Origin of the sequence: Microvirga subterranea (assembly GCF_003350535.1) — a bacterium.
In the GTDB taxonomy this organism is placed as follows: Bacteria; Pseudomonadota; Alphaproteobacteria; order Rhizobiales; family Beijerinckiaceae; genus Microvirga; species Microvirga subterranea.
Window position 1 is genome coordinate 493,107 of the sequence record NZ_QQBB01000004.1, and the last position, 26,647, is coordinate 519,753.

General features: G+C 63.8%; 23 protein-coding genes. 8 read left to right on the forward strand and 15 right to left on the reverse strand.

Annotation, left to right across the window (positions count from 1 at the left end; all coding sequences use genetic code 11):
- Window positions 1-27 precede the first annotated feature (27 nt).
- From DES45_RS13160 to DES45_RS13175, 4 genes are read right to left on the reverse strand one after another with little or no spacing between them, the layout of a single operon-like run.
- Complete coding sequence (locus tag DES45_RS13160; RefSeq protein ID WP_114770444.1) at window positions 28-1,062, reverse strand: Gfo/Idh/MocA family protein; 1,035 nt, start codon at window positions 1,060-1,062, stop codon at window positions 28-30.
- Between the two features lie 25 nt (window positions 1,063-1,087).
- Window positions 1,088-1,891, reverse strand: coding sequence for an alpha/beta fold hydrolase (locus DES45_RS13165; RefSeq protein WP_114770445.1), 804 nt, complete (start codon window positions 1,889-1,891; stop codon window positions 1,088-1,090).
- Window positions 1,888-2,991, reverse strand: coding sequence for an LLM class flavin-dependent oxidoreductase (locus tag DES45_RS13170; RefSeq protein WP_114770508.1), 1,104 nt, complete (start codon window positions 2,989-2,991; stop codon window positions 1,888-1,890). The genes DES45_RS13165 and DES45_RS13170 overlap by 4 nt, the downstream gene beginning before the upstream one ends.
- A complete protein-coding gene (locus tag DES45_RS13175) occupies window positions 2,988-3,563 on the reverse strand; it encodes a flavin reductase family protein (RefSeq protein WP_114770446.1) in 576 nt (191 codons plus the stop codon). The genes DES45_RS13170 and DES45_RS13175 overlap by 4 nt, the downstream gene beginning before the upstream one ends.
- A gap of 138 nt (window positions 3,564-3,701) precedes the next feature.
- On the opposite strand from DES45_RS13175, the gene DES45_RS13180 reads away from it, so the two are divergent.
- On the forward strand, window positions 3,702-4,646 hold the full coding sequence (locus tag DES45_RS13180; RefSeq protein WP_114770447.1) for a LysR family transcriptional regulator: 945 nt from the start codon (window positions 3,702-3,704) through the stop codon (window positions 4,644-4,646).
- Here DES45_RS13180 and DES45_RS13185 read toward each other — a convergent pair whose 3' ends face one another.
- The 5 genes from DES45_RS13185 to DES45_RS13205 are packed head-to-tail and all read right to left on the reverse strand — an operon-like array spanning window position 4,647 to window position 9,981.
- Window positions 4,647-5,972 (reverse strand): MFS transporter, encoded by a 1,326-nt coding sequence (locus DES45_RS13185; RefSeq protein ID WP_114770448.1) that lies wholly within the window; start codon window positions 5,970-5,972, stop codon window positions 4,647-4,649.
- Complete coding sequence (locus tag DES45_RS13190; protein ID WP_114770449.1) at window positions 5,905-6,942, reverse strand: amidohydrolase family protein; 1,038 nt, start codon at window positions 6,940-6,942, stop codon at window positions 5,905-5,907. Before DES45_RS13190 ends, DES45_RS13185 begins: the two co-directional genes overlap by 68 nt.
- Before the next feature lie 9 nt (window positions 6,943-6,951).
- The gene (locus DES45_RS13195; protein ID WP_170151485.1) at window positions 6,952-8,484 is read right to left on the reverse strand and encodes a tripartite tricarboxylate transporter permease; all 1,533 of its coding nucleotides are present in this window, start codon (window positions 8,482-8,484) and stop codon (window positions 6,952-6,954) included.
- Window positions 8,485-8,505: 21 nt separating this feature from the next.
- The gene (locus tag DES45_RS13200; RefSeq protein WP_114770450.1) at window positions 8,506-8,958 is read right to left on the reverse strand and encodes a tripartite tricarboxylate transporter TctB family protein; all 453 of its coding nucleotides are present in this window, start codon (window positions 8,956-8,958) and stop codon (window positions 8,506-8,508) included.
- 15 nt (window positions 8,959-8,973) lie between these two features.
- Entirely contained in the window at window positions 8,974-9,981 is a 1,008-nt protein-coding gene (locus DES45_RS13205) for a Bug family tripartite tricarboxylate transporter substrate binding protein (protein ID WP_114770451.1), read from the reverse strand.
- Window positions 9,982-10,128: 147 nt separating this feature from the next.
- Here DES45_RS13205 and DES45_RS13210 point away from each other — a divergent pair, with 147 nt between their 5' ends.
- On the forward strand, window positions 10,129-10,944 hold the full coding sequence (locus DES45_RS13210; RefSeq protein WP_114770452.1) for a GntR family transcriptional regulator: 816 nt from the start codon (window positions 10,129-10,131) through the stop codon (window positions 10,942-10,944).
- Between the two features lie 15 nt (window positions 10,945-10,959).
- Here DES45_RS13210 and DES45_RS13215 read toward each other — a convergent pair whose 3' ends face one another.
- Together DES45_RS13215 and purT are read right to left on the reverse strand one after the other, a co-directional pair.
- A complete protein-coding gene (locus DES45_RS13215; RefSeq protein WP_114770453.1) occupies window positions 10,960-11,259 on the reverse strand; it encodes an HlyU family transcriptional regulator in 300 nt (99 codons plus the stop codon).
- A 76-nt stretch (window positions 11,260-11,335) separates the two neighbouring features.
- On the reverse strand, window positions 11,336-12,511 hold the full coding sequence (gene purT / locus DES45_RS13220) for a formate-dependent phosphoribosylglycinamide formyltransferase (RefSeq protein WP_114770454.1): 1,176 nt from the start codon (window positions 12,509-12,511) through the stop codon (window positions 11,336-11,338).
- Window positions 12,512-12,720: 209 nt separating this feature from the next.
- Between purT and DES45_RS13225 the strand changes: the two genes are divergently transcribed.
- Entirely contained in the window at window positions 12,721-13,692 is a 972-nt protein-coding gene (locus DES45_RS13225) for a glutathione S-transferase family protein (RefSeq protein ID WP_114770455.1), read from the forward strand.
- Here DES45_RS13225 and DES45_RS13230 read toward each other — a convergent pair.
- Window positions 13,678-14,532, reverse strand: a complete 855-nt coding sequence (locus DES45_RS13230; RefSeq protein WP_114770456.1) for a 3-oxoadipate:acetyl-CoA acetyltransferase — start codon at window positions 14,530-14,532, stop codon at window positions 13,678-13,680. The genes DES45_RS13225 and DES45_RS13230 overlap by 15 nt on opposite strands.
- Window positions 14,533-14,673: 141 nt before the next feature.
- On the opposite strand from DES45_RS13230, the gene DES45_RS13235 reads away from it, so the two are divergent.
- Together DES45_RS13235 and DES45_RS13240 are read left to right on the forward strand one after the other, a co-directional pair.
- Window positions 14,674-15,027 (forward strand): DUF6152 family protein, encoded by a 354-nt coding sequence (locus tag DES45_RS13235; protein ID WP_114770510.1) that lies wholly within the window; start codon window positions 14,674-14,676, stop codon window positions 15,025-15,027.
- A gap of 6 nt (window positions 15,028-15,033) precedes the next feature.
- The gene (locus tag DES45_RS13240) at window positions 15,034-15,501 is read left to right on the forward strand and encodes a hypothetical protein (RefSeq protein WP_114770457.1); all 468 of its coding nucleotides are present in this window, start codon (window positions 15,034-15,036) and stop codon (window positions 15,499-15,501) included.
- A gap of 23 nt (window positions 15,502-15,524) precedes the next feature.
- On the opposite strand, the gene DES45_RS13245 is transcribed toward DES45_RS13240, so the two are convergent.
- The 3 genes from DES45_RS13245 to DES45_RS13255 all read right to left on the reverse strand — a co-directional run bounded on the left by DES45_RS13245 (window position 15,525) and on the right by DES45_RS13255 (window position 19,115).
- A complete protein-coding gene (locus tag DES45_RS13245) occupies window positions 15,525-16,358 on the reverse strand; it encodes a DUF1206 domain-containing protein (RefSeq protein ID WP_114770458.1) in 834 nt (277 codons plus the stop codon).
- A 79-nt stretch (window positions 16,359-16,437) separates the two neighbouring features.
- Window positions 16,438-18,087 (reverse strand): adenylate/guanylate cyclase domain-containing protein, encoded by a 1,650-nt coding sequence (locus DES45_RS13250; RefSeq protein WP_342633525.1) that lies wholly within the window; start codon window positions 18,085-18,087, stop codon window positions 16,438-16,440.
- Window positions 18,088-18,224: 137 nt separating this feature from the next.
- Window positions 18,225-19,115, reverse strand: coding sequence for a LysR family transcriptional regulator (locus DES45_RS13255; protein WP_114770459.1), 891 nt, complete (start codon window positions 19,113-19,115; stop codon window positions 18,225-18,227).
- A 233-nt stretch (window positions 19,116-19,348) separates the two neighbouring features.
- Here DES45_RS13255 and DES45_RS13260 point away from each other — a divergent pair, with 233 nt between their 5' ends.
- The 3 genes from DES45_RS13260 (at window position 19,349) to DES45_RS13270 (ending at window position 26,477) form a co-directional block, all read left to right on the forward strand.
- Window positions 19,349-21,331, forward strand: coding sequence for an autotransporter assembly complex protein TamA (locus tag DES45_RS13260; protein WP_114770460.1), 1,983 nt, complete (start codon window positions 19,349-19,351; stop codon window positions 21,329-21,331).
- Complete coding sequence (locus tag DES45_RS13265) at window positions 21,331-25,629, forward strand: translocation/assembly module TamB domain-containing protein (protein ID WP_114770461.1); 4,299 nt, start codon at window positions 21,331-21,333, stop codon at window positions 25,627-25,629. Before DES45_RS13260 ends, DES45_RS13265 begins: the two co-directional genes overlap by 1 nt.
- Window positions 25,630-25,745: 116 nt before the next feature.
- Window positions 25,746-26,477 carry a NepR family anti-sigma factor gene (locus tag DES45_RS13270; RefSeq protein WP_114770462.1) on the forward strand — a complete coding sequence of 244 codons (732 nt, stop codon included), beginning with the start codon at window positions 25,746-25,748 and terminating at the stop codon, window positions 26,475-26,477.
- Window positions 26,478-26,647: the final 170 nt, after the last annotated feature.

Sequence of the window (26,647 nt, forward strand, 5' to 3'; positions counted from 1 at the left end):
CGTGGTGTCGCGCGTAGAGCCGGGCATTTAAGCCGTAACCGCGACAGGATGCAGCCGAGCGCCGGCATTGCTTTCGATTTCAACGGGCCTGTTCTCGGCTGCCGAGGTACAGATTGCCTCAAGCGTCGCGATATTTGCAATCTTCTGCGCATCGGTGAAGGGATAGCGCGTTCCGCTCTCGATCGCCTCCGCGAAGGCTTCCAGATTGCGTCGGACGGCGTCCTCCCATGGAAACTCGACGGTGTCGTGATGGCCGTTGCGGTTCTGGTATGTCAGAGTCGTCAAACCGGGCGTATCGGGATGCGTGTGATTGCGAATCTCGACCCAGGCTTCGGATCCGAAGACCCGCATTCCGATATAAAGCGGGGTGACGAGAATCGCGTTGAGATATCCCGTCGCCCCGGAAGCGAACCGGATGTGGACCGAAACGACATCGCCATTGGGCCGGCGCGACGCCCGCCGTGCGGTCTGAGCATAGACCTCGGAGATCGGCCCGAAGAGGTCGAGATAGAGATCCGTCAGATGGATCCCCATGGCTGTCATGCCGGCGGCAGGCGCATCGGTGGCGGAGGCCCTCCAGTCGCTCTCGGGAACATGGGCAAGCTTGTCGTGGCTGAAGTTGCCCTCGACATGCATGATGGTTCCGAGGGCTCCCTCCTTGATCATGCGCCTCAACTCGATCGCTGCAGGTTCGAACCGCCGCTCGTGTCCGACGCCGAGCATCACGCCGGCGGCACGGCAGGCATTCACCGACAGCTCGGCATCGGCACGAGTCAGAGCCAGAGGTTTCTCGCAGAATACATGCTTGCCGGCGGCCGCAACGGCCAGGACCTGTTGGGTATGCATGGAATGCGGCGTGCAGAGGATCACCGCATCGACATTGGGGTCGCTCAGAACGTCGTTCCACTCGGTGGTGTAGCGCAGCCCATGTTCCGCAGCGAATGGCGCGTGAGCGTCCGAGGTTTCAAGCGCAGCGACGAGCTGGATTCTGTCAGATCCTTGCAGGCGTCGAACGATGTGCTTGCCCCACCAGCCTAGGCCGACGATTGCCGCTCGAATCATTGCTCCCTCCCGCGATCAGGTCCGCTCACTCCGCAAGGAAGCTGCAGACCGCTCTGTTGAAGGCCTCGGGATTCTCTACGTTGGCGAGATGAGCCGCCGCCGGAATCTCCGCGAATCGAACCCCTGGAATACTCTCGGCCATCGATCGCATCTCTGCCGGATGAGGACCGTCCGCCTCCCCGACCACCAAGCAGGTCGGACAGCGGATCTCCGCGAGCCGGTGCTTGTAGTTCAGGGCCCGCAAGGCCTCCGTCGCTCCCAGATAGCCTTCGTGGGACGTCTTAAGGATCATGCTGCGGACTCGCTCGACCTGATCGATCCGTGTTCTGCGCGTCTCCTCCGTCAGCCATGTCGGCAGGGTGATCTCGGCAATCGCCTCCATCCCCTTCTCGGCAAGGGTCCTCTGACGGTCCGCCCACATGTTCCTGAAGAACTCAGGGGCGTCGGACCTGCAATCTGCTGCCACGATCCGCGTCACGCGTGGGGAATGATCCAGTGCAAGCCCGAACGCCGTCATGCCGCCCATGGATAGGCCGAGAACGGCGGACTTCTCGATCCCGAGTTGATCCCAGATCGCGACCACGTCTCGGGCGAGCTGATCGAAGCTGTAGGGTCCTTCTGCCGGATCGGAGCCTCCATGCCCGCGTGAATCGATCCGGAGCACGCGGAAAGTCTTGGTCAGTTCTTCGATCTGGTCATCCCACAGCTCCGCCCGAGTTGCCAACGAATGGAGACAGGTGAGCCAGGGTTTCTCGTCCGAGCCATCGATGAGGACCCGGAACTCCGTGCCGTTCGCGGCAACGCGCATTTCCTTGTACATGGCGCTCATGCCGCAACGGTTTCGGATGCGATCTCACGATTGACGGCCGGCAACACCTTTTCGGCCATCAGCTCCATGGAGCGAACCGCGAGGTTGCGGTCGGCCCAGTCGTGTCCTGCGTAAAGAAGCGTCCCGAAGTCTCCGATCTGGTCGCGGAAGGCGAGAAGATCCTCGGTTACCTTCTCTGGCGTTCCCCAGATGATGAGCTGGTCGACGACGCTCTCCACCGTGACGGAGGAGTCCGGGGCGTTCTGATCGGCCTTGAACAGGTTCGCACGGCCGTTCTTGATGAGCTTCGTGGCAAGCGAGCGATAGTAGTTGTAGTAGGGGCTGCCGGGCTCGGTCGCGTAGCGGCGCGCAGTCGCCATGTCCTCGGCGACGAAAATGCTCTTCGCCACCCGCCAGTTCGCCGGATCGGCAATCCGCCCTCCCTTCTCGCAGCCTTCGACATATTTGGGCCAGTGGGTCTTGACCCATTGCGGCAGCAAGAAGTTCGCCGAAATCGGGTCCCACCCGCGAGCGGCGGCTTCGCTGACGCCCTTGGAAAACGGAGCGACGGCCGTGACGACGATCGGCGGATGAGGGGTCTGGTAGGGTTTGTGGATGTAGCCTTGGCCAAGTTCAGGGATATGCGTTTTCGCGGTTGAGATGGTCCAGTAGTCGCCCGAGAGATTATAGGGCGGCTCCCCGGCCCAGATGTTCAGGATGTGGTTGATCGCCTCGACAAACATCGCGGTGCGGTCCTTGTCGAGATTGCCGAACACCTCCGCATCGGAGAGCAACCCGCCCGGGCTGATGCCCATGATGAACCGGCCCTCGGCCATATGGTCGATCATGGCGACCTCGCCGGCAACCATGGCCGGATGATGATTGGGCAGGTTGATGGTTCCCGATCCGAGCTTGATGGTCTTGGTCTCGTTGAGAAGCCACGCGATGAAGATCAGGGAGGATGAAATGGTCTCCGCCGCATCCGTGACGTGCTCGCCGAAGTAGCCTTCCGTAAAGCCGAGCCGATCGGCGATGAGCGCGAGCTCGCGGTCCTCCTTGAGGGTCTCGACCAATGGCCGATCGACCGGATGGATCGGCATCGTGAAGAAGCCAAGCTTCATGAGCAGCACTCCCTTTGGACGAGCGTGGGCCGTCCGGTTGTGATCGCCTCGGAGGCGGTTTCTGGTTGTTGAAAGAGGGTCGGCACGCAGAACGATCCGGCGCTGAAGATCAGCGGATCGCCGTCCCGATAGACGGCGCGCTCGACGCGGCCGATGAAGATCAGGTGATCACCGCCCTCGACGATGCTATGGGTCGAGCACTCGAACGTTGCGATACAATCATCGAGAACGGGGCAGCCGCCAAAGCCGATCTCGTGTGGAACGTCCCGAAACTTGTCGACGGATGGCCGTGCGAAGTGCTGGCAATGCCCATGCTGATGAGCTCCCAGCACGTTCACGGTGAAGTGGCCTGAGGAGCGGAAGCTCTCGAGAGACGGGGCACGCTTCTGGAGGCTCCAAAGCACGAGCGGGGGATCGAGGGAAACCGATGAAAAGGAATTGGCCGTGAGACCTTCCAGCTTGCCGGATGGCGAGCATGTCGTGACGACCGTCACGCCGGTCGCGAAGCGCCCCAGAGCTTGACGGAGGTGGCGAGGGTCCTCGACCATGCGGGGACTGGTCTGCTGGGTCATGTGATCAGGTCATCCTATGCTTGACAGCGTGATGCTGGACGGCGGGAGGACGTGCTTCCGATCTGAAACATAGGCTCGACGAGCCAGATCATAAAATGATATGATCTACTCCTTTCCATTATAGAAGCTGATGTTGCCATGCTTGAAAGTCTGAGGGACATCCGCCTGTTCGTCGCCGTCTACGAGGAGCGCTCGTTCACGGCGGCAGCGCTCCGCGAGAACGCCACGCAGTCGGGGGTGTCGCAGCACATCCGCAAGATCGAGGGGCGCTTCGGGGTCAAGCTCTTCGCGAGAGGCAGCGGCGGCGTCATGCCAACGCCTGCGGGGGACAGCTACTACCGGCACTGCATCGACGTGCTGCGCAGCAACGAGGCCGCCACCCGGGCGCTTCTCGATTTCAGCAGCGGTCTCGAGGGCGAGATCACCGTCGGCCTGATGCCGACCATGACTCGGTGCGCCATGGCGCCTGCCCTCGCGCGGTTCATGGATATGCATCCCAACGTGGTCGTCAGGATCACGGAAGCCTATTCGGCGGTGCTGACCCAGCAGGTTCGCGCCGGAGAACTTGATTTCGCGATCGTTCCCGCCTTTGCGGATGCGGTCGGCCTGAAGAGCCGCCTTCTCGCCCGAACCCCGGAAGTCCTGGTTTCGAACGGCCATCTGGATGTGCCCCACATGAAGCCTGTGCGCCTGGCGGATTTAGGCACTCTGAAGGTGGTGGTTCCCAGCGGCCAGAACACGCGTCGCCGAAGCCTCGAGACCTACTTCTCCTCCAATGGCGTGCGGATCGGCCGGGTCCTCGAACTCGATGCCATGCTGGGCACGCTCGATCTGGTGGCGGGCTCCGACTGGGTCACGATTCTTCCGGGCGTCATGATGGCCAACGACATCCAGACCCGGCATTACGTCATCAATCCGCTTGCTCAGCCGCCGCTCGAGACGGACCTCGTGCTGATCGAGCCGGCGCGGCAGCCCCTTTCGCCGGCAGCGGAGACCTTCCTGGCCGTTCTGGAGGAGGAGACGACGCGGCTGAATGAGCTATGGAACGACCCGACGACCACACGTGAGCCGGTCGGCGCCTGATCATCCGGCGCCCGGCAGAAGCCGCCTTTCCTCCTCCCCAGCAAGCGGGCTCATGAGAAGGGCGCTCATGAGCGGAAGCGCCGCCAGCAGAAGGATCGCCACGGCCCAGGAGCCGCTTCGCTCCACGATGAACCCGAAGACCACGCCGGCCCCAGCCCCCACGAGGCGAATGACCGTTCCCTGCAGGCCGATGGCGAGACCCGCCCGGGCGTGACCGGCCATCTCGGCCGCGGCCGTCATGGCGAGGCCGTTCCAGCTCAGGGAGAGCACTCCGGCGACCAGAACGGACAGCACCAACAGCGGCAACGGTCCATCGACGAGCAAGGCGGAGGCCAGAAGGGCTGCTGCCAGGAGCAGAGCCTGTCGGCGAACGGGTGGCAGGCGCCGGCCCGAGCGGTCGGACAACCGACCGGCAAGAACGCGTGCCGCTCCTCCGCCGAGGTTGATGGCGGCGAGAACGAGGGCCGCGAGCCCAACTGTGAGGCCGCGGTGTTCCGACAGAAGAAGAACGACGAAGCCATTCATCGCCACCTGGCAGAACACGAGCAGCCCGGAGGCAAAGGCCAGACGCCATAGATGCCCGTCGAGCAGGGGCGACGGGAGATCGTTGCGCGTGGCCGGCCTGTCACCCTGTGGAGCGGCTAGCCACAGAGCCGCACAGAGCGCGCCTATTGCTGCCGCGCCTCCCAGCGCAAGAAAGGCCGCCTTGAGGCTCAGGAGGGTTGCGATCAGCGGCAGCGCCAGCGCTGCGACGGCGCCTCCGAGAGGGACTGACATCTGGCGAATGCCAAGAGCAAAGCCACGCTCGCGCCGGGAGAACCACTGCATCACAGCCCGCCCTGACGCGGCGGACGCGGCGGAGCCGAGTGCGCCGGCCAGGGCGAGCCACGTCACCAGCGCTGCAACGCCGTCCGCGTTGGACGCGACAACGATGCACAAGGCGCACCCGCTCAGCCCTCCAGCGATCGCAAGACGCTCACCGTGGCGGTCCGCAAGGGATCCCCACAGGAGCAACGTGCTCATGACTCCCCAATTGGCGGAGGCAAGCACCATTCCGAGTTCAGGCAGGCTCAGTCCGTATTCCGACCGCAGCATCGGCCCGAGCGCAGGCAGGCCGTTCTGCAAAGCGGAAAGCGATGCCTGCGCGAGAACGCCGACCGAAAGGATCACCCATCGATACCGGTGTCTGGGGTTCTCCTCACCTACCGTCACAGGTTTGCGGAACTTCGGCTTGTCTCCGGCCACGGTCGTGAGGCCGTCAGCCGCGTCCGGCAGCGCGCTTCGCGGGAGCGTGAGCTGATCCGCCGAGCAGTACCGCCGCAGCATCGCCGAGAATTAGGTTGCGCTGCTCCGCCGTCGCTCTGAGGCTGCGGATCTGCCGCACGCCGTCCGTCATTCCCATGTCGAACGGATAGTCGCTGCCGAGCAGCACATGATCCGCTCCGAAGGTTTCGACCAGGAAGTGGAGAGCCGGCTCGAAATGCAGGATGCAGTCGAAGTAGAGCCGACGGATCGACACCTCGGGCGCCTCCTTCAGGTTCACCTTGCCCTCCGACCGTACGTCATATCCGTGGTTCATACGGCCGGTCTGGTAGGGCATGAAGCCGCCGCCATGGGCAAAGCAGAACTTCAGGTTCGGATAACGTTCGAGCACGCCGCCGAACACGAGCGAAGCCGCCGCGATGGTGGTGTCGAGCGGATTGCCGATCAGGTTCTTGAGATAATACGACTTGAGGCGGTCCCCGCCTGCGATCTTCTGCGGATGGACAAGAATGAAGGCATCGAGTTCCGCAGCTGTGGCCCAAAGCGGCTCGAGCGCCGGATCGTCGAGGTTGCGACCTTCCACATGGGACCCGATCTGAGCGCCACGGAGACCAAGCTGCGTCATCGATCGCCGCAACTCCGCGACGGCCCGCTCGGGATCCTGCATCGGCAGAGTCGCGATGCCCATGAACCGGTCCGGCTGCTGGCTCACGATCCTGGCGATCTCGTCGTTCTGAATAGCAGAGAGTGTGGCGGTGAGCGCCGGGTCTCGGTCGTAGAGGAAGGTCTGAGGACAGACGGAGAGAACCTGGACGTCGACTTCCGCCTCATCCATGTCGCGCAGGCGCAGTTCGAGGTCCCAGGCGCCTCTCGGGAACGGGCGTTGAACGATATTGCCCACCTGTAGCACGCCGCCGTGCTCGTCGACCTCGCTCAACGTCGGACCGATGTCGGGCGCCTCGCGCCGCATGAGACGCATCATTTCTTCAGTGAGAACATGCGCGTGAACGTCGATAGTACGAACGGAAGTCATCGAGGAATCCTACTTGGTTGCAATGGAGATCGGCGTTTCGTCGCGCATGCGCCGTTCGGCGCGGCGTCGGGTCAGCATGCTCATGACAGGGAGCAGCAGGGACCCGATGACGAGGAGGAGGAGGATCGCGGAGAGCGGCCGCTGAACGAAGATGGAAAGACTGCCCTCGGAGAGCATGAGCGATTGGCGTAGGGATGTTTCCATCAACTGAGCCAGAACCACGGCGAGCACCACCGGCGCTCTCGGGAGATCGGCCTTCATCATCAGGTAGCCGACCATCCCGAAGAAGAGGGTCAGGCCGACGCTGAAGAGGCTGAGCGTGGTGGCATAGGCGCCCACCAGCGAAATCACCAGGATCCCCGGGGCAAGGTACTCGTAGGGAATGCGCAGGAGCGACGCGAAGGCCGGAGCCAGCGGCAAGTTCAGGATCAGCAGGATGATATTGCCGATGAACATGCTGGCGATGAGACCCCAGACGAGGTCGGCCTGCTCGACGAGGAGCGTGGGGCCCGGCCGGATCCCCTGCAGAACAAGAGCCGCGAGCAGCACGGCCGTCGACGCGGAGCCGGGAATGCCCAGCGCCAGCATCGGGATAAGAGCGCCATGCGCGGCCGAGTTGTTGGCCGACTCGGCCGCCGCCACGCCGTCCAATGCGCCGTTTCCGAACCGTTCCGGATGACGGCTGAAGCGCTTCTCGGTCACATAGGCAAGAATTGCGGCCACCGTCGGGCCCGCCCCAGGCATCAGCCCGATGAAGAAGCCGAGAGTCCCCCCACGCAGAATGGCGATCCGGCACTCGGTCCAGTCCTTCGCGCTGAGCCACATGTCGCGCAGCCGGGTCTTGATCGGCTCGGAATCGTAGCTTCGCTCAAGCGACGCCAGCACCTCGGCGATACCGAAGATACCGATTGCAACGGGAAGGAAATCGATGCCGTCGAGGAGCTCCGTGATGCCGAAGGTGAGGCGGGCACTCCCGAGGATCGGATCCGTGCCGACCAGTGCGATCATGAGCCCGAATACCGCCATGAGAATCGCCTTGATGGGAGAGCCCGCCCCGATGCTCGCCGTCGCGGTGATCCCAAGCGCCGCCAGCAGGAAGTATTCCGGAGACGAGAAGCTCAAGGCGAACTCGGCCAGCGGCGGCGTCACGAACACCAGAGCCGTGACGGCCGCAACGCCCGCCAGAAACGACCCAATCGCCGAGACGCTCAGCGCCGCACCTGCCCTGCCTTGCTTCGCCAGCTTGTGGCCGTCGACTGCTGTCATCACGCTCGCCGCCTCGCCCGGCACGTTGACGAGAACGGAAGTGAGGGTCCCGCCATACATGCCGCCATACATAATGCCTGCCAGCATCATGATGGCCGTTGCCGGAGGAATGCCGAAGGTGATCGGCAGGAGCAGCGCCATGCCGGCGGACGGTCCGAGCCCTGGCAGCGCTCCGATGAGCTGACCCAAGCAGACGCCGATGAAGATGAACAGGAGGTTCATCGGCGTGAGAGCAACGCCGAAACCATGACCTAAGGAGACGAGTGCATCGATCATTCGACCTGATCCTTGATGGCGTTAGATGCCGATCACGCCCTTTGGGAACGCAATGCCGAGCCAGGCGGAGAAGACGCCGTAAACGAGCGCCGTCGTGACGGCGGTGGTGAACAGACTGGGCCAAAGGCGCCGGCGCTCCACGGCAAGGAGCAGGAACAGCATGAAGATGACCGCGGTGGACATCAGCCCCAGGATCGGGGCGAGGACGATCACGGCCCAGAGCCCGGCCGCCGTCAGGAGCACGCGCCGCCACCCGGTGCGATCCGGCCAGTCGGCCGGAGGGTTGTCCTGCCGGCGCAGAGCGCCGACAAGAAGAGCAATCGCAAGGACACCGCCCGTCATGGCCACCCAGAGAGGCGCGAAGCCGGAGCCAGGCGCGAAATCCGCCCAGTAGGGCAGATCGCGGGTGGTCAGAAAGACCACCCCCGACAGGACAAGCATAACAACCGCGCTGAGAATATCCGCAGTTTTCATGGCCGGGCGCCCGGCTTATTTCGCGAGGCCAAGGTCGGACAGAAGGGCAAGGTGCTCCTTATGAAGCTTCGCCATGTGCTCCTTGGCCTGGCTTGCCGGCACTACCTCGCTGCGCAGGAACATCTCCTTGACCATTGCCTTCCAGGCATCGGTGGCGACGAGCTTCTGGATCGCGTCATCCCAGAACTTAACGAGGGCGGGATCCATGTCCGGCGGACCGGCGAGTCCCCAGGACTGCCCCCAAATGATGTCATAGCCCTGCTCCTTTGCGGTCGGAACGTCCTTGAATTCGGGTTCCGTGCGACGGCTTTCGCTGAGCACGGCCAGAACCTTCGCCTTGTTGCTCTTGATCAGCGGCAGCGCCTCGCTCGGAGGCAGAACGATCATGTCGACATTGCCGCCAAGGAACGCGGATGCGGCAGCGCCGCCACCATCGAACGGCACATAGTTCAGCTTCACGCCACCAGCCTTCTCGACCAGGCCGGTTACCATGTGGTCCGTCGATCCGGCCTGGGCGCCCGCGACCTTGATGCCGCGCTCGCGCTGTTTGGCGAGATCGATGAACTCCTTGAAATTCTTGGCCTGCGAGTTGGGCTGCACGGCGATCAGGAGATCGCCCTGGATGAACATGCTGATGGGGGTGAGCTTGTCGTAGATCGTCGGCTGGCCGGTGGTGATCGGCGTCGTCAGGATCGGCTGGGCGATGGTGAGCACCGTGTTCTCGTCGCCCTTCTTGTTCAGCACCCAGTTGGCCGCCACCATCCACGAACCGCCGGTCCGGTTCTGCACGACGATCGGGTTCGTGATGATCTTCTCTTCATTGAGGATCTTCGCCGCGCGACGCATCAGCACGTCCGGCGTGCCGCCGGGGCTCGTTCCCGAGGTGATCTCGATGGGGCCGTTAGGGGCCTTCTGGGCAAGAGCCGTCGGGCTGGCGAGCATCAAAGCGGCGGTTGCAGAGACGGCCCCGAGCATCATGAGGCGACGGCTGAACCGGGTCGAGAACGTACCGATCTTGTACATGGTTGCTTCCTCCGATTGATGGCTTATTATGACGTCTTATGACGTTTTGAGACTAGGTCCGGCTTTCCTTCCGTGTCAAGCTCGATAATAGAGACATCCTAAGACGAGCGGAGATCACCGCCGGGAGCATCCAGAGAAGGCGCTTCGATGACAGATACAGGCCCCCAGCTTCACCCCCTCAGAGGGACCGGCAGCACACCCCTGTGGCTCCAGCTCAAGCATGCCTTGCGGGATTACGTGACGTTCGATCTGCAGCCGGGGGACAAGATTCCCTCGGAAAGCGAACTCTGTGACCATTACGACCTGTCACGCATCACCGTACGGCAGGCGATCTCGGCTCTGGTGGACGAGGGCTTCCTTCAGAAGAAGCAGGGTCGGGGCACGTTCGTCCTTGCGCCCCGGCTTGCTGAGCCTCTGACGGATCCTGAGCACTTCCTGCTTTCCGGCTTCGATGCGGCCGACCCAAGGAGCATCCGCGTCTACAGTGCCGAAACGGTTCCGGCACCGGATTGGATCATCGCGAAGCTCGGTCTTCGCGCAGGCGACAACGTCCACAAGATCCGGAAGGTGTTGTCGGATGACGGGCAGCCGGTGGCGTTCCGCACGACGTTCGTGCCGGCCGGCATCGCACCGAAGCTCCTGCAGGCGGACCTCTCGCAGCCGATCTATGCTGTCATCGAGAAACTCTATGATGTCGAAGCGGTCGAGGCCGATGAGGTCATCGAGTTCATCGTCGCCGACGGGTTCCGGGCCGACATGCTCCATGTCGCGGTCGGGCACCCGCTCATCCTCGTGGAGCGGATCATCTACTCGGACAGCGGCGAGGCGCTGGAATGCTCACGCGCCTATTACCGGGCCGACCGCTTCCGCCTGCGTCATCGGCTGCGGCGCGCCGACTCGAAGGCGGGTCATCCGCACCGGCAGCTCGCGACCGAAATCGCAACCGTGAATGCCGACGCGTAACGTCCCGGCATCGGATCACGAGAAGAGGCGGTCACCCTGCTCGTCGATGATCTGCCTGGCCTTGGCCACCGAGAATGTTGCGGCATCGTCCTTGCTGGCATGGGTCTCGGCCCGAACGAAGCGGTGCTCCTTCGTCTCGGCGCCGAAATCCTTCTCGATCACACCCGCCGTCTGGAACTGCCCCTTGGAGGGGTAAGGCGCCGGGCGAATTCGGAAGCCTTTATATTCCACGGCCTCTGCCACGGCTTCGGATTCGCGTTTCGCTTCGCCACTGCCGCCGAGACGCGACCACAGATCCTTGAAGAACGATGCCATTGGGCTCACCTGTCGTTGATTCGGACTGGCAGAATAGACGAGGACGCGCATCCGCCCGCCACGCCTATATGAACGGTCAGTCCTGATACCGGATCGTGATGCACTCCGCAGCCCGGCGGGCATGTTCGCGGGCGAGATCGGTCGTCTCCGCCGTTGCCAAGGCCACTCCCATCCGCCGGTAGGGACGGGTCGTCGGCTTTCCGAAGACGCGCACATCGATCTCGCCGCCCTCCGCGCCCTGCCGGAGCGCCTCCGCAAGCCCCTCGATGGAGAAGCGCTCGGACGCGCGGTCTGCGAGAACCACGGCGGATGCCGATGGACCGTGGAGCCTGATGGCCGGAATCGGGAGACCGAGGATGGCCCGCGCATGGAGATCGAACTCGGAAAGGTTCTGCGAGATCAGCGTAACCATGCCGGTGTCGTGAGGACGAGGGGAGAGTTCGGAGAAGATGACCTCGTCCTTGGTGACGAAGAATTCGACTCCGAAGATGCCGTAGCCGCCGAGGTTGTCGACGACCTTCTCGGCCATATCCTTCGCTTCGACGAGAAGCTTGTCGGTCATAGGCGTTGGCTGCCAGGATTCCTGGTAGTCGCCACGCTCCTGTCGATGACCGATCGGTTCGCAGAACTTGACACCCTCTCGCGTGCGGACCGTCAAGAGGGTGATCTCGTAGTCGAAGCGAATGAACTCCTCGACGATGACCTTCTTGCGATCGCCGCGCATGTTCTCGACCGCGTAGGTCCAGCACTTCTCCAGATCCTCGTTGGAATGGGCGTTGCTCTGTCCCTTGCCCGAAGATGACATGACAGGCTTGATCACGCAGGGAAGCCCCGTATGTGCCGCGGCGGCGCGAACCTCCTCCAGGCTTTCGGCATACCGGTATTTCGATGTGCGGAGCCCCAGTTCGGATGCGGCGACCTCGCGGATCCGATCCCGGTTCATGGTCATGTAGGTAGCCCGGGCGGACGGCACGACCATGAAGCCCTTGTCCTCGAATTCCTGCAGCACTTCCGTCCGGATCGCTTCGACTTCTGGGACGATGTAGTCCGGACGGTGCCTTTCGATCACCTCCCGCAGGGCCTCAGGGTCAAGCATGGAGAAGATCTCCGCCTCGTCGGAGACCTGCATCGCCGGCGCATGCGCATAGTTGTCACAGGCGACGACATAGCAGCCGTAGCGCTTGGAAGAAATCGCGAACTCCTTGCCGAGTTCGCCGGATCCGAGGAGGAGGATCTTGGCCGTAAACGTCATCAGGGTCTCATCTGTCGCCGGGGAGTGCTCTCCTTGTCCACCATCCGGCTATCCGTCGCAAGCCTCGCGGCTGTCGAGATGCGCGCCCTCGCAGGCAGATGGCTGACTTGCAGCCGTCATGGCCCTAGGTTGATGACACGGGACCAGCAAGGCGGCGGTGGCGATGCCATGGATGAGAGCACAACCGCCCCGCAGAACAGGAGGCAATCATGGGAGCCCTCGTCGAAGGTGTCTGGCAGGATCAGCCCATCGTGCCGAAGAGCCGCGACGGACGCTTTGTCCGCAAGGATTCCGCATTCCGCAACTGGATCACGACGGACGGATCGCCTGGACCAACCGGAGCCGGCGGGTTCAAGGCGGAGCCGGGCCGCTACCACCTTTATGTGTCGCTGGCCTGCCCCTGGGCCCACCGAACTCTTATCTTTCGCAGCCTGAAGGGTCTGGAGGATATGGTCAGCGTCTCGGTGGTGAACTGGCTGATGCTGGAGAACGGCTGGACCTTTGAAGAAGCGCCCGGCGTCATTCCCGACCCGATCCACGATGCCCGCTGCCTGTATCAGGTCTACACTGCTGCCGACCCGACTTATACGGGCAAGGTCACGGTTCCGGTGCTGTGGGACAGGGAGCGCGCCACCATCGTCAACAATGAATCGTCGGAAATCATTCGGATGTTCAACCGGGCCTTCGACGAAGTCGGCGCGAAAGCCGGCGACTATTATCCCGAGGACCTGAGAGACGAGATCGACCGGCTCAATGCGCGCATCTACGACACCGTCAACAACGGGGTCTACAAGGCCGGGTTCGCGACCCGGCAGGAGGCGTACGAGGAGGCCGTTACGTCGCTCTTCGAAAGCCTCGACTGGCTCGACCATCTTCTAGGATCGCAGCGCTATCTCGCGGGCGAGCGGCAGACGGAAGCGGACTGGCGCCTCTTCACGACCCTCGTGCGGTTCGATCCGGTCTATGTCGGGCATTTCAAATGCAATCTGCGGCGGATCGCGGATTATCCGAACCTATCCGGGTATCTGCGCGACCTCTATCAGGTCCCGGGCATCGCCGAGACGGTCAACATGCAGCATATCAAAGGGCACTACTATGAGAGCCATCGCATGATCAATCCGACCGGAATCGTGCCGAAAGGCCCGATCATCGACCTCAAGGTTCCCTCAGGTCGCTCGTGAGGCAGCGGCAGCAGGCGCAAGCCCGAGAAGACGGCGAGCCTCTTCGGGTGTGGCGGCGCGTCGTCCGTGACGCTCAATCGCCAGCACGGCGAGCTCGACCAGTTCGGCATTACTCGTGGCCAGGCGCTCCTTCGTCACCCTGATATTGTCCTCGATGCCGGTCCGCACCGCGTCGGCGCCACGGGCCAGCGCCCATTCCATCACCCGCGACTGATGCCGCCCGATCCCGGCGGCAGTCCAGGTCGCCTCCGGCATGACCCGTCGAAGTTCTCCGAGGAGAATATCAAGAAGATGCTCCTCCGCCGGCAGAGCGTTCTGCACGCCCATGACGAACTGAACGTGCGGTCGTTCGTCCATCAGGCCGCGTGCGATCAGATGCCGTGCGCCATGGAGATGAGACAGGTCGAAGATCTCGATTTCGGGTCGGATCCCGTGCTGCTTCATCGTGCCGGCAAGCCCCTCCACGAAGCTGGTGTGGTTCTCGTACACGATCGTCGGGAAATTGACCGAGCCGGTCGACAGAGAGGCCATATCAGGCTTGAGATAGAGTGCGCTTCCCCGCTGGGACGGATCGCGCCCGCGTCCCCCCGTCGAGAACTGGATGACCATCCCGGGGCAATGGCGCCGGATGCCCTCCTGGACCTGGGCGAAGCGCTCAGGATCCGACGAAGGCGTCTCGTCATCGTTGCGGACATGGATATGCACCAGGCTGGCCCCGGCCTCATAGGCCTGCTGCGTGGACTCGATCTGCTCGGACGGCGTGATCGGAACAGCCGGATTGTCCTTCTTGCGAGGAACGGAGCCGGTGATCGCGACAGTGATGACGATGGGCGAGGTCATGGTCGATCCCTCAGATGTGATCTCTCGTGAGGCAGCTCCGTCTTGTGCTCACCTTGGAGCGTGAACTTTAATGTCAAGGGCAGGCGGCGGGCCGGACGGTTGGTCCGCTCGCTTTCCTGAGCGAAAGCAAGGATGGACCGCATGAGATATCGTCTGATGGGCCTCTTTCTCTCCGGTGCGCTGCTTCTCGGCGGCGGCGCGCTCGCTCATCATGGCTGGGGCAGCTATGACGCCGGCAGGAAGCTGTCGGTGACCAGCGCCGTACAGAAGGTCGAATGGCAGAATCCTCATGTGATGATCGTCGTGGTTCACGAAGGTAAGGCCTGGGAGGCCGTTCTCGCCCCGCCCTTCCGCATGGATGCCCGCGGCCTCGACCCGGAGATGATCAAGGCGGGCACGACCGTCACGCTCGAGGGCTATCCGTCCACCCGGGTCGAGAATGAGCTGCGGGCAGAGCGGATCATCGCAGGCGGCAGGACATTCGAGCTGCGCTGACCGGCGATGTATCTCGACCTGCTGGCGGCGCTTGAGCAATCCTGGCTGGGCCACACGGCCCGTCATTCGGCGTGGCTGTTCACGATCGCCAATCTGCTGCACGTGCTCGGCTCCGCATTCGTGGTCGGAAGCATCGCGGTCTTCGACCTGAAGGTCCTGGCGGACCATGGGCGTCAGGCATGGCAGGTCGGCCGCTTCGCCATTCCGCTTGCGGCTGCGGGTCTTGCCTTGCAGATCCCGACCGGAACGATCCTGCTTGCCGTAGAGGCCCGCTCCCTCGGAACCAACCCTGCCTTCTACGCAAAGCTCGCGTTGATTGCCCTAGGGCTCATGAACGTTGCGCTCTTTCATGCCCGCTTCGGCTCCGCTCTCCGAAAAGATTCGCTGCCGCCGGATGCGCGGGCCTATGCACTGGTTTCCCTTTTCGCCTGGATCCTCGTCCTCTTCGCCGGCCGGATGATCGCCTATCTCTAGGGATTAGAGGACGAGGCCCGTGCTCAGCGTCCGGGCTTCAGCGCCTGCATCCCGTCCGCGACCGCATTCCTGGCATCGTTCAGGTCCGGAGCGTCGAGATGCCGGTAGCGCGCCTGAACGAGACCGAACACGCCGAAGGCGAAGAGACCGGCCGCAACGATGCCGAGAAGAAGCCACCCGAAAGGCTGGGCCTGGACGCTCTGGAGGGCGCCCCCGAGGCCACGCACCTCGGAAGAATTGCTGTGCAGGGCAGCCAGGATCAGGAAGATGCCGACGAGGCAGAAGACGACTCCGCGCGCCGCGTAGCCGAGCCTTCCGAGGGGTCGAACCCACCCGTCGGTCCCTGATGGAAGGGCAAGGTGATCCATCACATCCCCCTTCCAGCCTTTCCAGGCAAAGCCTATGCCCGTTGCGGCAATGCCGGCGCCGATCAGCCCGACGAGCCATTGACCGAAGGGTTGCGACAGAAGCCACGCGGTCCAGCTTTGGGCCGCCTGGTCCTCACCGCCGCCTCCGCCCGAGCCGAGGGCGAGATTGACTGCGAAGAGCGCAAGACTGGCATAGATGCCGCCGCTGACGAGATGCGCAGCCCTCACGCCGAGCGCCTTCCATTCCGTCCCGCGATGATCCGCATCGGTCAGAGCTTCCACGATCCGCCAGGCTGCGAAGCCGAAAAGCCCCAAGGCGATGGCCGAGAGCCAGACCTTGCCGAATGGCTGCGACAGAAGACTCTGGAGAGCGCTTTTGCTGCCGCCGGTCTGCCCGCCGGAGCCGAAGGCCGCGAGGAGCGCGAGACCTCCCACGAGACAGTACACGATGCCCCGTGCTCCATATCCAAGGCGAGCCATGATTTCCATCGTGCCGCTCCAATTGCTCCGCTGCGTGTCGAGAGAACCGGAGAGCGTTCGGGAATGTTCCCGTCGCGAAGAACGGAGGTCAGGCCTTGCCTGAAGCCCGTGCCAAATCTCGCGCCTGATAGACGATCCACGCCTCGATGGGCGCGGCCCTTCCCCTCACGGCCACGACCTGCCTTTCATGTGCAGCCAATTCGAGGCCGGCCCGGCGTGCCAGTTCGACCGAGATGACGAGTTCGGCCCCTATCTCCTTCGCCAAACCCTCCAGACGGCTGGCCGCATTCAGGGTGTCGCCGACGGCCGTCAGGCCCACGGCCTGTCCATAGCCCATTTCTCCCACCACTGCGGGTCCTGCATGAAGGCTGACGACGACCCGCAGCGGCTGATCGAGCTCGCTGGCATAGACTCTGTTGAGATGTTCGACGCCTTCGACGATCCTCTGTGCTGCGTCGAACGCTTGGCGCGATGCATCCTCCGCATTTCCCGTGAGCCCGAACAATGCGAGCGCGCCGTCGCCGATGAACTTGTCGAGGAAACCGCCTGATCTCTCGACCGCCTGGCCGACGACTTCGAAATAGCGGTTCAGGATGAACACGGTATCGAACGGAAGGCGGTGCTCCGACAGGCGCGTAAAGTCGCGCAGATCGCAGAACAGGACTGCGAGCTCCCGCTCGCGGCCTCCGGAGGCCGAGCCGCCGATGACAAGGCTCATGGACCTTGCCCGCCCGACTGACAGAACAGGAATCAGGGAGAGATCGTGCGTCGGCCTCAGCTGGCAGGCGAGCCTTATATCCGGACCGGCATTGATCCGTTTGAGGGTCGCGACCTCCTGTGCAGTCGGAGCCGGTTGCGCCTCGCCTCCCTCGATGACCCGAACACGGCAGGTCGAGCAGCGCCCACGGCCCCCGCAGGCGGACTGATGCGGAAGACCGGCCATGCGGCTTCCCTCCAGCACGCTGAAGCCTTTCGGGATGGTCACCACCCGACCGCCCGGATAGGTGATGCGGACGCGCCTTGCCATGGTCCGATAGGAGCGTACTCCTCGTGCCGTGAAAGCACCTCCGATCAGAAGCGCGAAGGACCCGAACAGGAAGGCGCGGATCTCGCCAAGCGCGTCACTGCCTGAGGATGTTTCCGCCCTGAGCGGAAACGCTTCCGGATTCGATGCGATTTCCTTGCCGGCCTCTGCGAATCCGAGGAGGGCCAGCACGGGTACGAGGACCGCTCCCGTGTAGAGCGCCAGAGACCATGCCGGGAACCACTGCTTCGTTCGCAGCCAGAAATGAAGGCCGAGGCAGGCGTGAAGCCAAGCGATGATGAGGGCGAAGGCCTGTCTGGCGCCGTTCTCGGGAGCCATGATCCAAAGCCCGCGAACCACGTCGGGATAGCCGACTGCACGCCCCGTGAGCGAGAATTCGATCCGCGTCCCGACGACATGCGGGATGAGAAGGAACGGAAGAGAAAGGCCGAACGCCAGCTGCGCGGCCTCCCGCCAGGGCATCCTCAAGGTGCGACGCCTGAAAAGCGCTACGAGAGCCAACAGGAAATGCACGATCAGCGAGCCGTACAGCAGGACCGTTCCGAAAGGGTTGCGCCAGACGAGGTTGAACCACTGGCGCCCCTGCTCCATAGCGCTGACGGAAACCAGCCCGAGGGCGTGATTGCTGAAGTGCATCAGGAGAAAGGCTCCCAGCACCAAGCCCGAGGCCAGCCTGATCTCCCGCACGCGCACGTTCACCTCGTCCTGACGGGCCTCATGTGGTCATCCTGGTCCGCTCGACCGCGATCTGGCCCGTAGCTCTATCGGTTTACCGGGCCGCGCATCGAACGGCAAAGGAGGGGCTCTACAAGATTTCGTGTCCGCCCGGACTAATGGGCCCAGCGCTGGGCCTTCGAAATTAGGAAATCCCGGAAAACCTGAACCCGGGCCACGGAGCGCAGCTCTTCCGGATAGACCATGTAGCTGTCCAGCGAGGGCGTCTCGACGTCCCGCAGCACCTGGGTCACGTTCGGATTGCCTTCCATGGAATAGGCTGGCGCCATTCCGATCCCGGCACCGGATTCGATCGCCATCCTGAGGGCGAGGCTATCATTGACGACGAAGTGCCTAGGACGCGGATCCTTTGGGTCCCGCCCCATCGTGGCGAGTTGGTGAACGGCCAGGATGAAGGATGGCTGATTGCCTCCCAGGCAGACGATCCGGTGGTTGTCGAGATCCTCCAGGCTTGTGGGTTCGCCGAACCGCTCGACGTAGGAATGCGCCGCATAGGCGTTGTAATGCACCGTGAAGAGGCGCCGTTGGATCAGATCCGGCTGGGACGGGCGTCGCAGACGGATGGCGACGTCCGCCTCCCGCATGGCGAGATCCAACTCCTCGTTCGTGACGATGAGCTGGATTCGCACCTCGGGATAGAGGTTGAGAAATTCGGAAACGCGCCGTGCGAGCCACATCGCCCCGATGCCGACGGTCGCCGTTACCTTCAGGTTTCCGGTCGGCAGCTCGTTCGTCTCGACGAGTTGGCTGCGCGTCGTCTCGATCCGCCGGAGCATGTCCTGCGCCGTCCGGAAAAGGATGTCCCCATGCTCCGTGAGGATAAGGCCGCGGGCGTGCCGATGGAACAAAGGTACCTTGAGTTCGCGCTCGAGGGCGCTGATGTGACGGCTGACGGACGATTGGTTCAAGCCGAGATGCTCGCCCGCGCGCGTGAAACTTCCCGCCTCGGCCACCTCGTAGAATAATCTGATCTTGTCCCAATCCAAGGCTGGTCTCCCGCACAGGAATTTTGCTAACGCTTCCTAAGCCCCTTCGCAATGGCAGCCCGAGGCGAAGTCGAACGGCCCCCCATTCATCGCAACTCTATTAACCCTAAACGATGCAGCAACGACACGCTTGTTGAACAATCCTTCCCTTCCACCACAATAGACCCGCGTCGTTCGCCACAATCACAAAATTTCCGTATTGATGCCTCTGTTAGGGGCATCCGGAGCACCGAATGCCGTTATCGCCCTGGCGCAAAGCCATCCTCCTCTCCTCCTGCCTTCTTTGCATCAGCGGCATTGCGGGTGGAGACGCGCGCGCCTTCGATTTCTTCGGCCTTTTCGGCACAAAGGATAATCCTCCTCCGATTTCGTCGAGTACTGTCCCATATTCCCTGACATTCGAAATCGCCGGGGACCGCAAGGCCGTTCAGCAGGCTCTGGAAACCGCTTCGACGCTTTACAGGCTGCGTGGCGATGCTCCTCTCGACGGCGATGCACTGGTGCGCCGGGCCCAAGCCGATTTCGGCCCGCTTCTCGACGCCCTCTGGGGTTTAGGATATTATAACGCAACACTGACCTTCAATATCGGCGGCACTATCCTGCGGATCGATAGCGATCCGAACGCTGCGATCCGTACCGCCGAGACCTACCGCAACAGAGCCGTCGTGCCGGTCCAGGCTCAGGTCGACACGGGTCCGCTCTTTGAGTTGCGCAACATCGCGGTCAGCGATGCCAGGACCCGCCGTCCCTTCCTGCCTCAGGAACTGCCGCGAAGGGTCGTGAAGCTGGAAGCGGGCGATCCGGCGCGGGCCGCCGACCTGCGCGCGGCTCAAGCCAGGATGGTGGACCACTTCCGCTCCCAGTCCCGGCCGCTCGCAAAAGCGGTCTCCATCGACCCCGTGGTGTTCCACCCCGCGCGGCTGATGGACGTGTCCTACGTCCTCGATCCAGGGCCCGTCGCTCCCATCGGCGACATCACCGTGTCGGGAACCCAGAACGTCGATCCTGCTGTGGTCAGGTCCTTCATCTACCTCGAACCCGGGGACCCTTACTCGCCGGAAGCCCTGGCGGACACCCGCAAGTCCGTGGCGACGATCCAGGCGCTCAGTTCCGTCCGCATCCGGGAGGCCGCGGCCCTCGACGCCTACGGGCGCCTGCCGATCTTCGTCGAGGTGACCGAGAGGCTGCCACGGGTCGTCGGCTTCTCCGCCCGTTATTCGACTATCGATGGTCCCGCCATTCGGGGCTATTGGGAGCACCGCAACCTTTTCGGCGGCGCGGAGCGACTGCGCCTGGAGGCCGATCTCTTCCTCGCGCCTCGCAACGACGGCACGCACATCAAGAGCGTCGACGATCTCGAATGGTCCGACCTCGGCGGACGCTTCCGGGCGAGCTTCCTCAAGCCCGCACTGGGAGGAACCCGCAACGACCTGCTGATCGACGGCCTTGTCGAGCGCGACAGGACCGGTGGTGACCGATACGGCGGCTATACGAGCCGCTTCGTCGACGGTACGACCTTCATTCGCCACAGGTTCAGCAGCACGTTCTCCGCGCAGGCCGGCGTTCAGGTGCAGCGCGGCCAGACGAGCGACGTCCTCGGCCAAGTCGATTACCTCGTCGTCGGAACGCCCGTTTCTCTGACCTACGACTCCACCGACAGACCGCTCGATCCGACACGGGGCGTGCGCCTCAACGCCTCGGTCGCTCCCTATCCGGAGTTCCTCGGCTCGACCGTCGGAATGGTCGTGAGCAAGGCGACGGCATCGACGTACTACGCGCTCGACGAGGACGCCCGCTACATCCTGGCCGGCCGGATCGGCCTCGGCTCGATCGCCGGCGCCGACCTCGAGGATATTCCTGCGAACTTCCGGTTCTTCGCGGGCGGCGGAGGCTCTGTGCGTGGCTACCGGTATCGGAGCCTCGGTCCCACGGGTCCCTTCGGCTGGGTCGTCGGGGGACGCTCGCTCCTCGAGGCCTCGGTGGAGGCTCGTATCAAGATTACCGATACGATCGGCATCGTACCGTTCTTCGATGCCGGCGGAGCCTTCGAGTCGAGCTATCCCGACTTCAAGGAGAAGGTGTACATGTCCGCGGGCCTTGGCCTGCGCTACTATACGGCCATCGGCCCCATCCGTCTCGATATCGCCGCACCGCTCAATGGGAGGCCGGGCGACAAGCCGGTTGCCCTCTACGTCAGCATAGGACAGGCCTTCTGATGACCCTCCTGCGACGCTCCCTGATCCCGGCCGTCCTTCTTCTCCTCCTCGCGGGAGTGATCCTGTTCACCCTGACGCTGGGAACGCGAAGCGACGAAGCCGACAGAGGATTTCTCGCGGGCCTGATCTCGCGGGCCCTGTCGACTCCGACGACCCGCGTCTCGATCGGGGCCGTCGAAGGCGCCCTCTCGTCCGATGCAACCATTCGGGACATCACGATCTCCGATCGGAACGGGGTGTGGTTCAGGCTCGACCGCGCCCGCTTCGTGTGGCGCCGCCTGGCCCTTCTTTCCCGCCGGCTCGAGGTCGACAAGCTCGAAATCGGAAAGCTTGAAATCCTGCGCAGGCCAATTCCGGCCGACGAGACCGTTCCGAATGCCGACGCCCCTCTCCTTCCGGAACTCCCGGTCAAGGTGCAGATCGCCGATTTCTCCCTTCAGGAACTCGCCCTCGGCCAGCCCCTTCTGGGCGTAGAGGCAAGGCTTGCCGCCTCCGGAGCGGCCTCCCTCGGCAATCCGGCCGAAGGGCTCAATCTGAAGCTGGATGCACGTCGCCTCGATGCTCCCGGAACCTTCGCGGCCCGGCTGGCCTATGCGTCGGAACGGCTCGACCTGAACTTCGCTCTGGACGAACCCGAAGGCGGCATTCTGGCACGGGCCGCGAACATTCCCGGCCTGCCGCCCGTGAAACTGGATCTCAAAGGCAGCGGCCCCCTCGATGCCTTTGCGGCTCAGCTCGCCTTCACGGCGGGAGACACGATCGGCGCAACCGGCGGCGCCAACCTGCGCCGCGATGGGAATGTCAGGCGTCTCGTCCTCGACCTGAATGCGCGTATCGAGGGTCTCCTCCCGTCGGTCGTTGCCCCGGTCTTCGCAGGCAACACCCAGCTTACTGCCGACACGACCTTCGCCGATGGCGGAGCGGTGAACATCTCGCAGCTCTCCATTGCGTCCCGTACCGCGCGGCTCGATGCATCTGGCTCGCTTTCGGCTGATCGCAACATCGATCTCCGCCTTTCGGCGCGCGCGGTTCCGACGGAACCGGGCAAGACGATTGCCGGAGCTGCCGAAATCCGCACCCTCGCATTCGACGGTACCGTGGCAGGGCCCCTTACTGGTCCGCGCATTGCAGGCGATCTCCAGGCCCAGGACGTACGTCTTCCGGCAGGCAGGCTGGGCTCCCTCACGGCGTCCTTCTCGGCCAATCCCAACGGTCTTCTGAGCGAGCCGGCAACGCGGATCGCCCTCGTGGCTGATGCCAAGGCGAGCAATGTCGCCCTGACGGACCCCGCCCTCGCCCGTGCCGTCGGCAATGAACTGACCCTGACGTTGCGCGGGTCCGCCGCTCCCGACGGCATTGTGGACATCGAGACCGCCCGTCTCGCCACTCCCTCGATGAACGCCTCCTATACCGGGCAACTCGGCGGGGAGAACTCCACCGGCAGGCTGGTCGTCCGCGCGCCGGAGCTGTCCCGTTTCGGAGATGTCGCATCACTCAGCCTGCGGGGCGCTCTCGACCTGAGAGCCCAGGTCCGCGGACTGCTCTCGAAGGGCCCGGTCTCTGCAACGATCGACGGAACCGCGTCGCGTTTCGCCACTGGAATCGAGATCGTCGATAGCCTCGCCGGAGGCCGCCTGACCCTTACCGGTGGCGCACGCATGCTGCCGAACGGCGGCGTGGGCTTCCAGGATCTGCGCATCGCCGGCGCGCACGTCACCGCGCGCCTGGATGGCGATGCGACACCCAACACGCTATCGATGACCGCCAATGTCAACCTGCCGGACCTTCGGCGGGCGGATGCGCGCCTCACGGGCCAAGGCGAGATCGTCGCACAGCTTGCGGGAACCCTCGATCAACCCAATGCGACGCTCCGGGCGACCCTTCAGAATGCAACCGCCTTGGGACGCCCGATCTCGCGCCTGGAACTGACGGGAACGGCAACCGATCTGACAGGCCTTCTCGATGCGCGCCTGAAGCTCTCGGGTGACGTGGACAGGAAGCCGGCGGACGGCATGGTTCATCTGTCGAAGCGCCCTGAAGGTGGTTGGGCTCTAAGCGATCTGAACCTGACCGTCGGATCCGCCATGATCAACGGCAGCGCCACTCTCGACGCGGCCAATCTCGCGGCCGGCCGCATCAGGGTCAACGCGCCGAACCTCGACGACCTGTCTCCCCTGGTCCTGACTCGGCTCTCGGGCGATTTGAACGCCGACTTGGCGCTCGAGGCGAGCGATGGCCGGCAGAACGTGCGCCTGGAGGCTCAAGGTGGACGGCTCCGGTTTTCGGAGATCGCCATTGAACGGCTCAGTGCGCAGGCATCGGCAATGGATGTCTATGCCAGGCCCGTCATCAACGCAGCGATCTCGATCGACCGTGCGACAGCCGGTGGCGAGACGTTCTCGCAGATCCGCCTCGACGCCAACGGAACGGCGAATGCCAGCGACATTACATTGTCGGCCCGCGCTCGCGGCTTCGACCTGGATGCCAGAGGCCGCCTCGTTCCTGAAACACCGATCCGCTTCGACCTGACGACATTCACGGCCCGCCGCGATCGACGCCAGATCGCACTCGCTCAACCCGCAACGCTGACGTTCTCGAATGGCGAGATCGGCCTGCGCCAGCTCGTGATCGCCGTCGAGAGAGGGACGATCAGCATCGACGGCCGTGCAGGGTCCGCACTCGACCTGCGGGTCTCGGCTCAGGCCGTGCCACTCTCCGCGATCGAGATTTTCGCCCCTGGTATGAGGCTCGGCGGAACGCTGGATGCGACCGCCCAGATCGGCGGAACCGCGAGTGCTCCAACCGGAGATTGGCGCCTGCGCATCGCGCGTCTCGTCGTGCCGCAGACCCGCGACATCGGAGCCCCGCCTCTCGACATTTCCGCACAGGGACGTCTTGGAAACGGCGCCAGCACGATCGACGGGACCGTCAATGCCGGACGGGCAGGCACATTGCGCGTCAGCGGGCGCGTGCCTGTTGGAGCTTCAGGCAGTCTCGACCTCTCCGCCCAGGGGCGCCTCGACCTCGGCATTGCGAACAGCTTCCTGTCCGCCGCGGGACGACAGGTCACAGGCAGCGCATCCGTCGATCTCCGGATCGGCGGCACCGTTTCCGATCCGGACGTGAGCGGTTCACTGACCGTGTCCGGAGGGAGCTTCCGCGACCTCCTCCAAGGCATTCGGTTCGAGAACATCCAAGGTCGGTTGGTGGCACGCGGCACCGACATCGCCATCGAGCGTCTCTCGGCGACTACGCGTAACGGCGGCAGCGTCAATGTGAGTGGAAGGGTCGTGCTCGATCCGGCGGCAGGCTTTCCGGGCGACGTCAGGATCACCAGTCAGCGGGCCGAGCTTGTCTCCAACGAAATCGTCACCACGAGCGCCAACCTTGATCTCGCTCTATCGGGCCCTCTCGCCCGCGATCCCCGGATCAGCGGCATCGTGAGGATCGTCTCCATGGACGTTACCGTGCCTGAACGGCTTCCGGCCACGATCCGTCCTATCGAAGGCACGAAGCACGTCAGCCCGCCCCCCATCGTCAGGGCGCGGCTTGCCCAACTCGCCCGCATCCGGGCAAGCGCCGGTCGCGCGCCGCCGTTCGACGCGAAGCTCGATCTGACGATCGAGGCGCCGAACCGGATCTTCGTGCGCGGGCGCGGCATCGACGCGGAGCTCGGCGGCGACCTGCAGCTGACCGGAACGCTTTCCAACCCTGTTGCGATCGGCGCCTTCGACCTGCGTCGCGGACGATTGTCGGTGGCCGGCACCCGGCTCGACTTCACCCGCGGACGCCTCACCTTTGCGGGCGACCTCACGCCGGAACTCGATTTCCTCGCAGAGACTCGCGCAGGCGACGTCACCGCGCGGATTGGCGTGACCGGGTCTGCCCGCGAGCCTCAATTCGCGTTCACGTCCGATCCGGACCTTCCGCAGGACGAGGTGCTTTCGCGGCTCCTGTTCGCCAAGGCGTCTGGCGGCCTTTCGCCGACGCAGGCGCTTCAACTCGCCCAGGTCGCAGCGCAGTTCTCCGGCAGCGGCGAAGACGGAGTGTTCGAAAGCCTGCGCCGCTCCCTCGGGGTCGAAGGCCTCGACATCTCCCTGGGGGCCGAAGGCGGCCCCACGGTCGGCATCTCGAGAGCCATCAGTGACCGGATCAGCGTCGGCGTGAAGGCCGGCGCCTCCACGGAGCAGAGCGGCGTCTCCGTCGACATCGATGTGACGCGGCGGATCCGGATTCAGGGCGAGGTCGGCGCGAGCGGCGATACGGCGGTCGGTGTCGGGGCCGAGTGGGAATATTAGGAGTCCTTCGACCCTGAAGCCGAGCCTGCTCGGTCCGAATGCAGTTTGATCGGAACCAATGCGTTGGGGAAGGCGTTGAGAATTGTTGCCTTCAACCTCCCCAACCTGCGGATGCCATGTCAAATCACACCGCATCGATGCTCTTTCCTGCGACAGATTCACAACAGCCGAAGCTTGGCCCCGACATCCGGGTCCACCTGGGAAAGCATCTGAAGACCCTTTACGACGAAGCCGGGACCCAGCATCTGCCTGATCGGCTGCGCGAACTCGTCGAACAGCTCGAAAAGGCCCTCGCGGCCAAAGGCGAATCGGTCGAGCCGGCCTTTCGCGACGGCATACTGAAAGCGCTCCCCAATCTGCGCGCCTTCGCGCTCTCGCTGACCGGGAATTCCCACCGGGCGGACGACCTGGTGCAGGACACCGTCTTGAGGGCTTGGAGCAAGCGCGAAAGCTTTCAGCCGGGCACCAATCTCAATGCGTGGCTGTTCACGATCCTGCGCAACTCGTTCTTCTCGGAGCACCGCAAGCGCGCCCGCGAGGTCGAGGACAGCGACGGAAGCTATGCGGCACAGCTCAAGACCGTTCCGGATCAGATGGACAACCTCCACGTTCAGGATCTTCGGGCAGCTCTCGAGCGGCTTGTCCCCGAGCAGCGCGAGGCTCTTCTCCTCGTAGGCGCCGAAGGCCTCTCGTACGAGGAAACCGCCGCGATCTGCGGCACGGCCGTCGGCACCATCAAGAGCCGCGTCAATCGCGCGCGCACCCGGCTGGCGGAGCTTCTGGGCTATGCGCCAGGCGATCTTGCGGCCGACAACGTGATCCGCTCCGCCATGAGCGGAGGCGAGTGACCACGCGCCTCATCCCACTATAGCCAGACGAAGCGGGGCGCTTGTCGCCCCGCTTTCCATTTGGTCACCCGTTCCTCATTCTTCGCGGAAGGCTTTTGCGAGGTGGTCTGTGAGGGGTTTGGTGAGGTAGGACAGCACGGTGCGCTCGCCGGTCTGGATGAAGCCCTCCA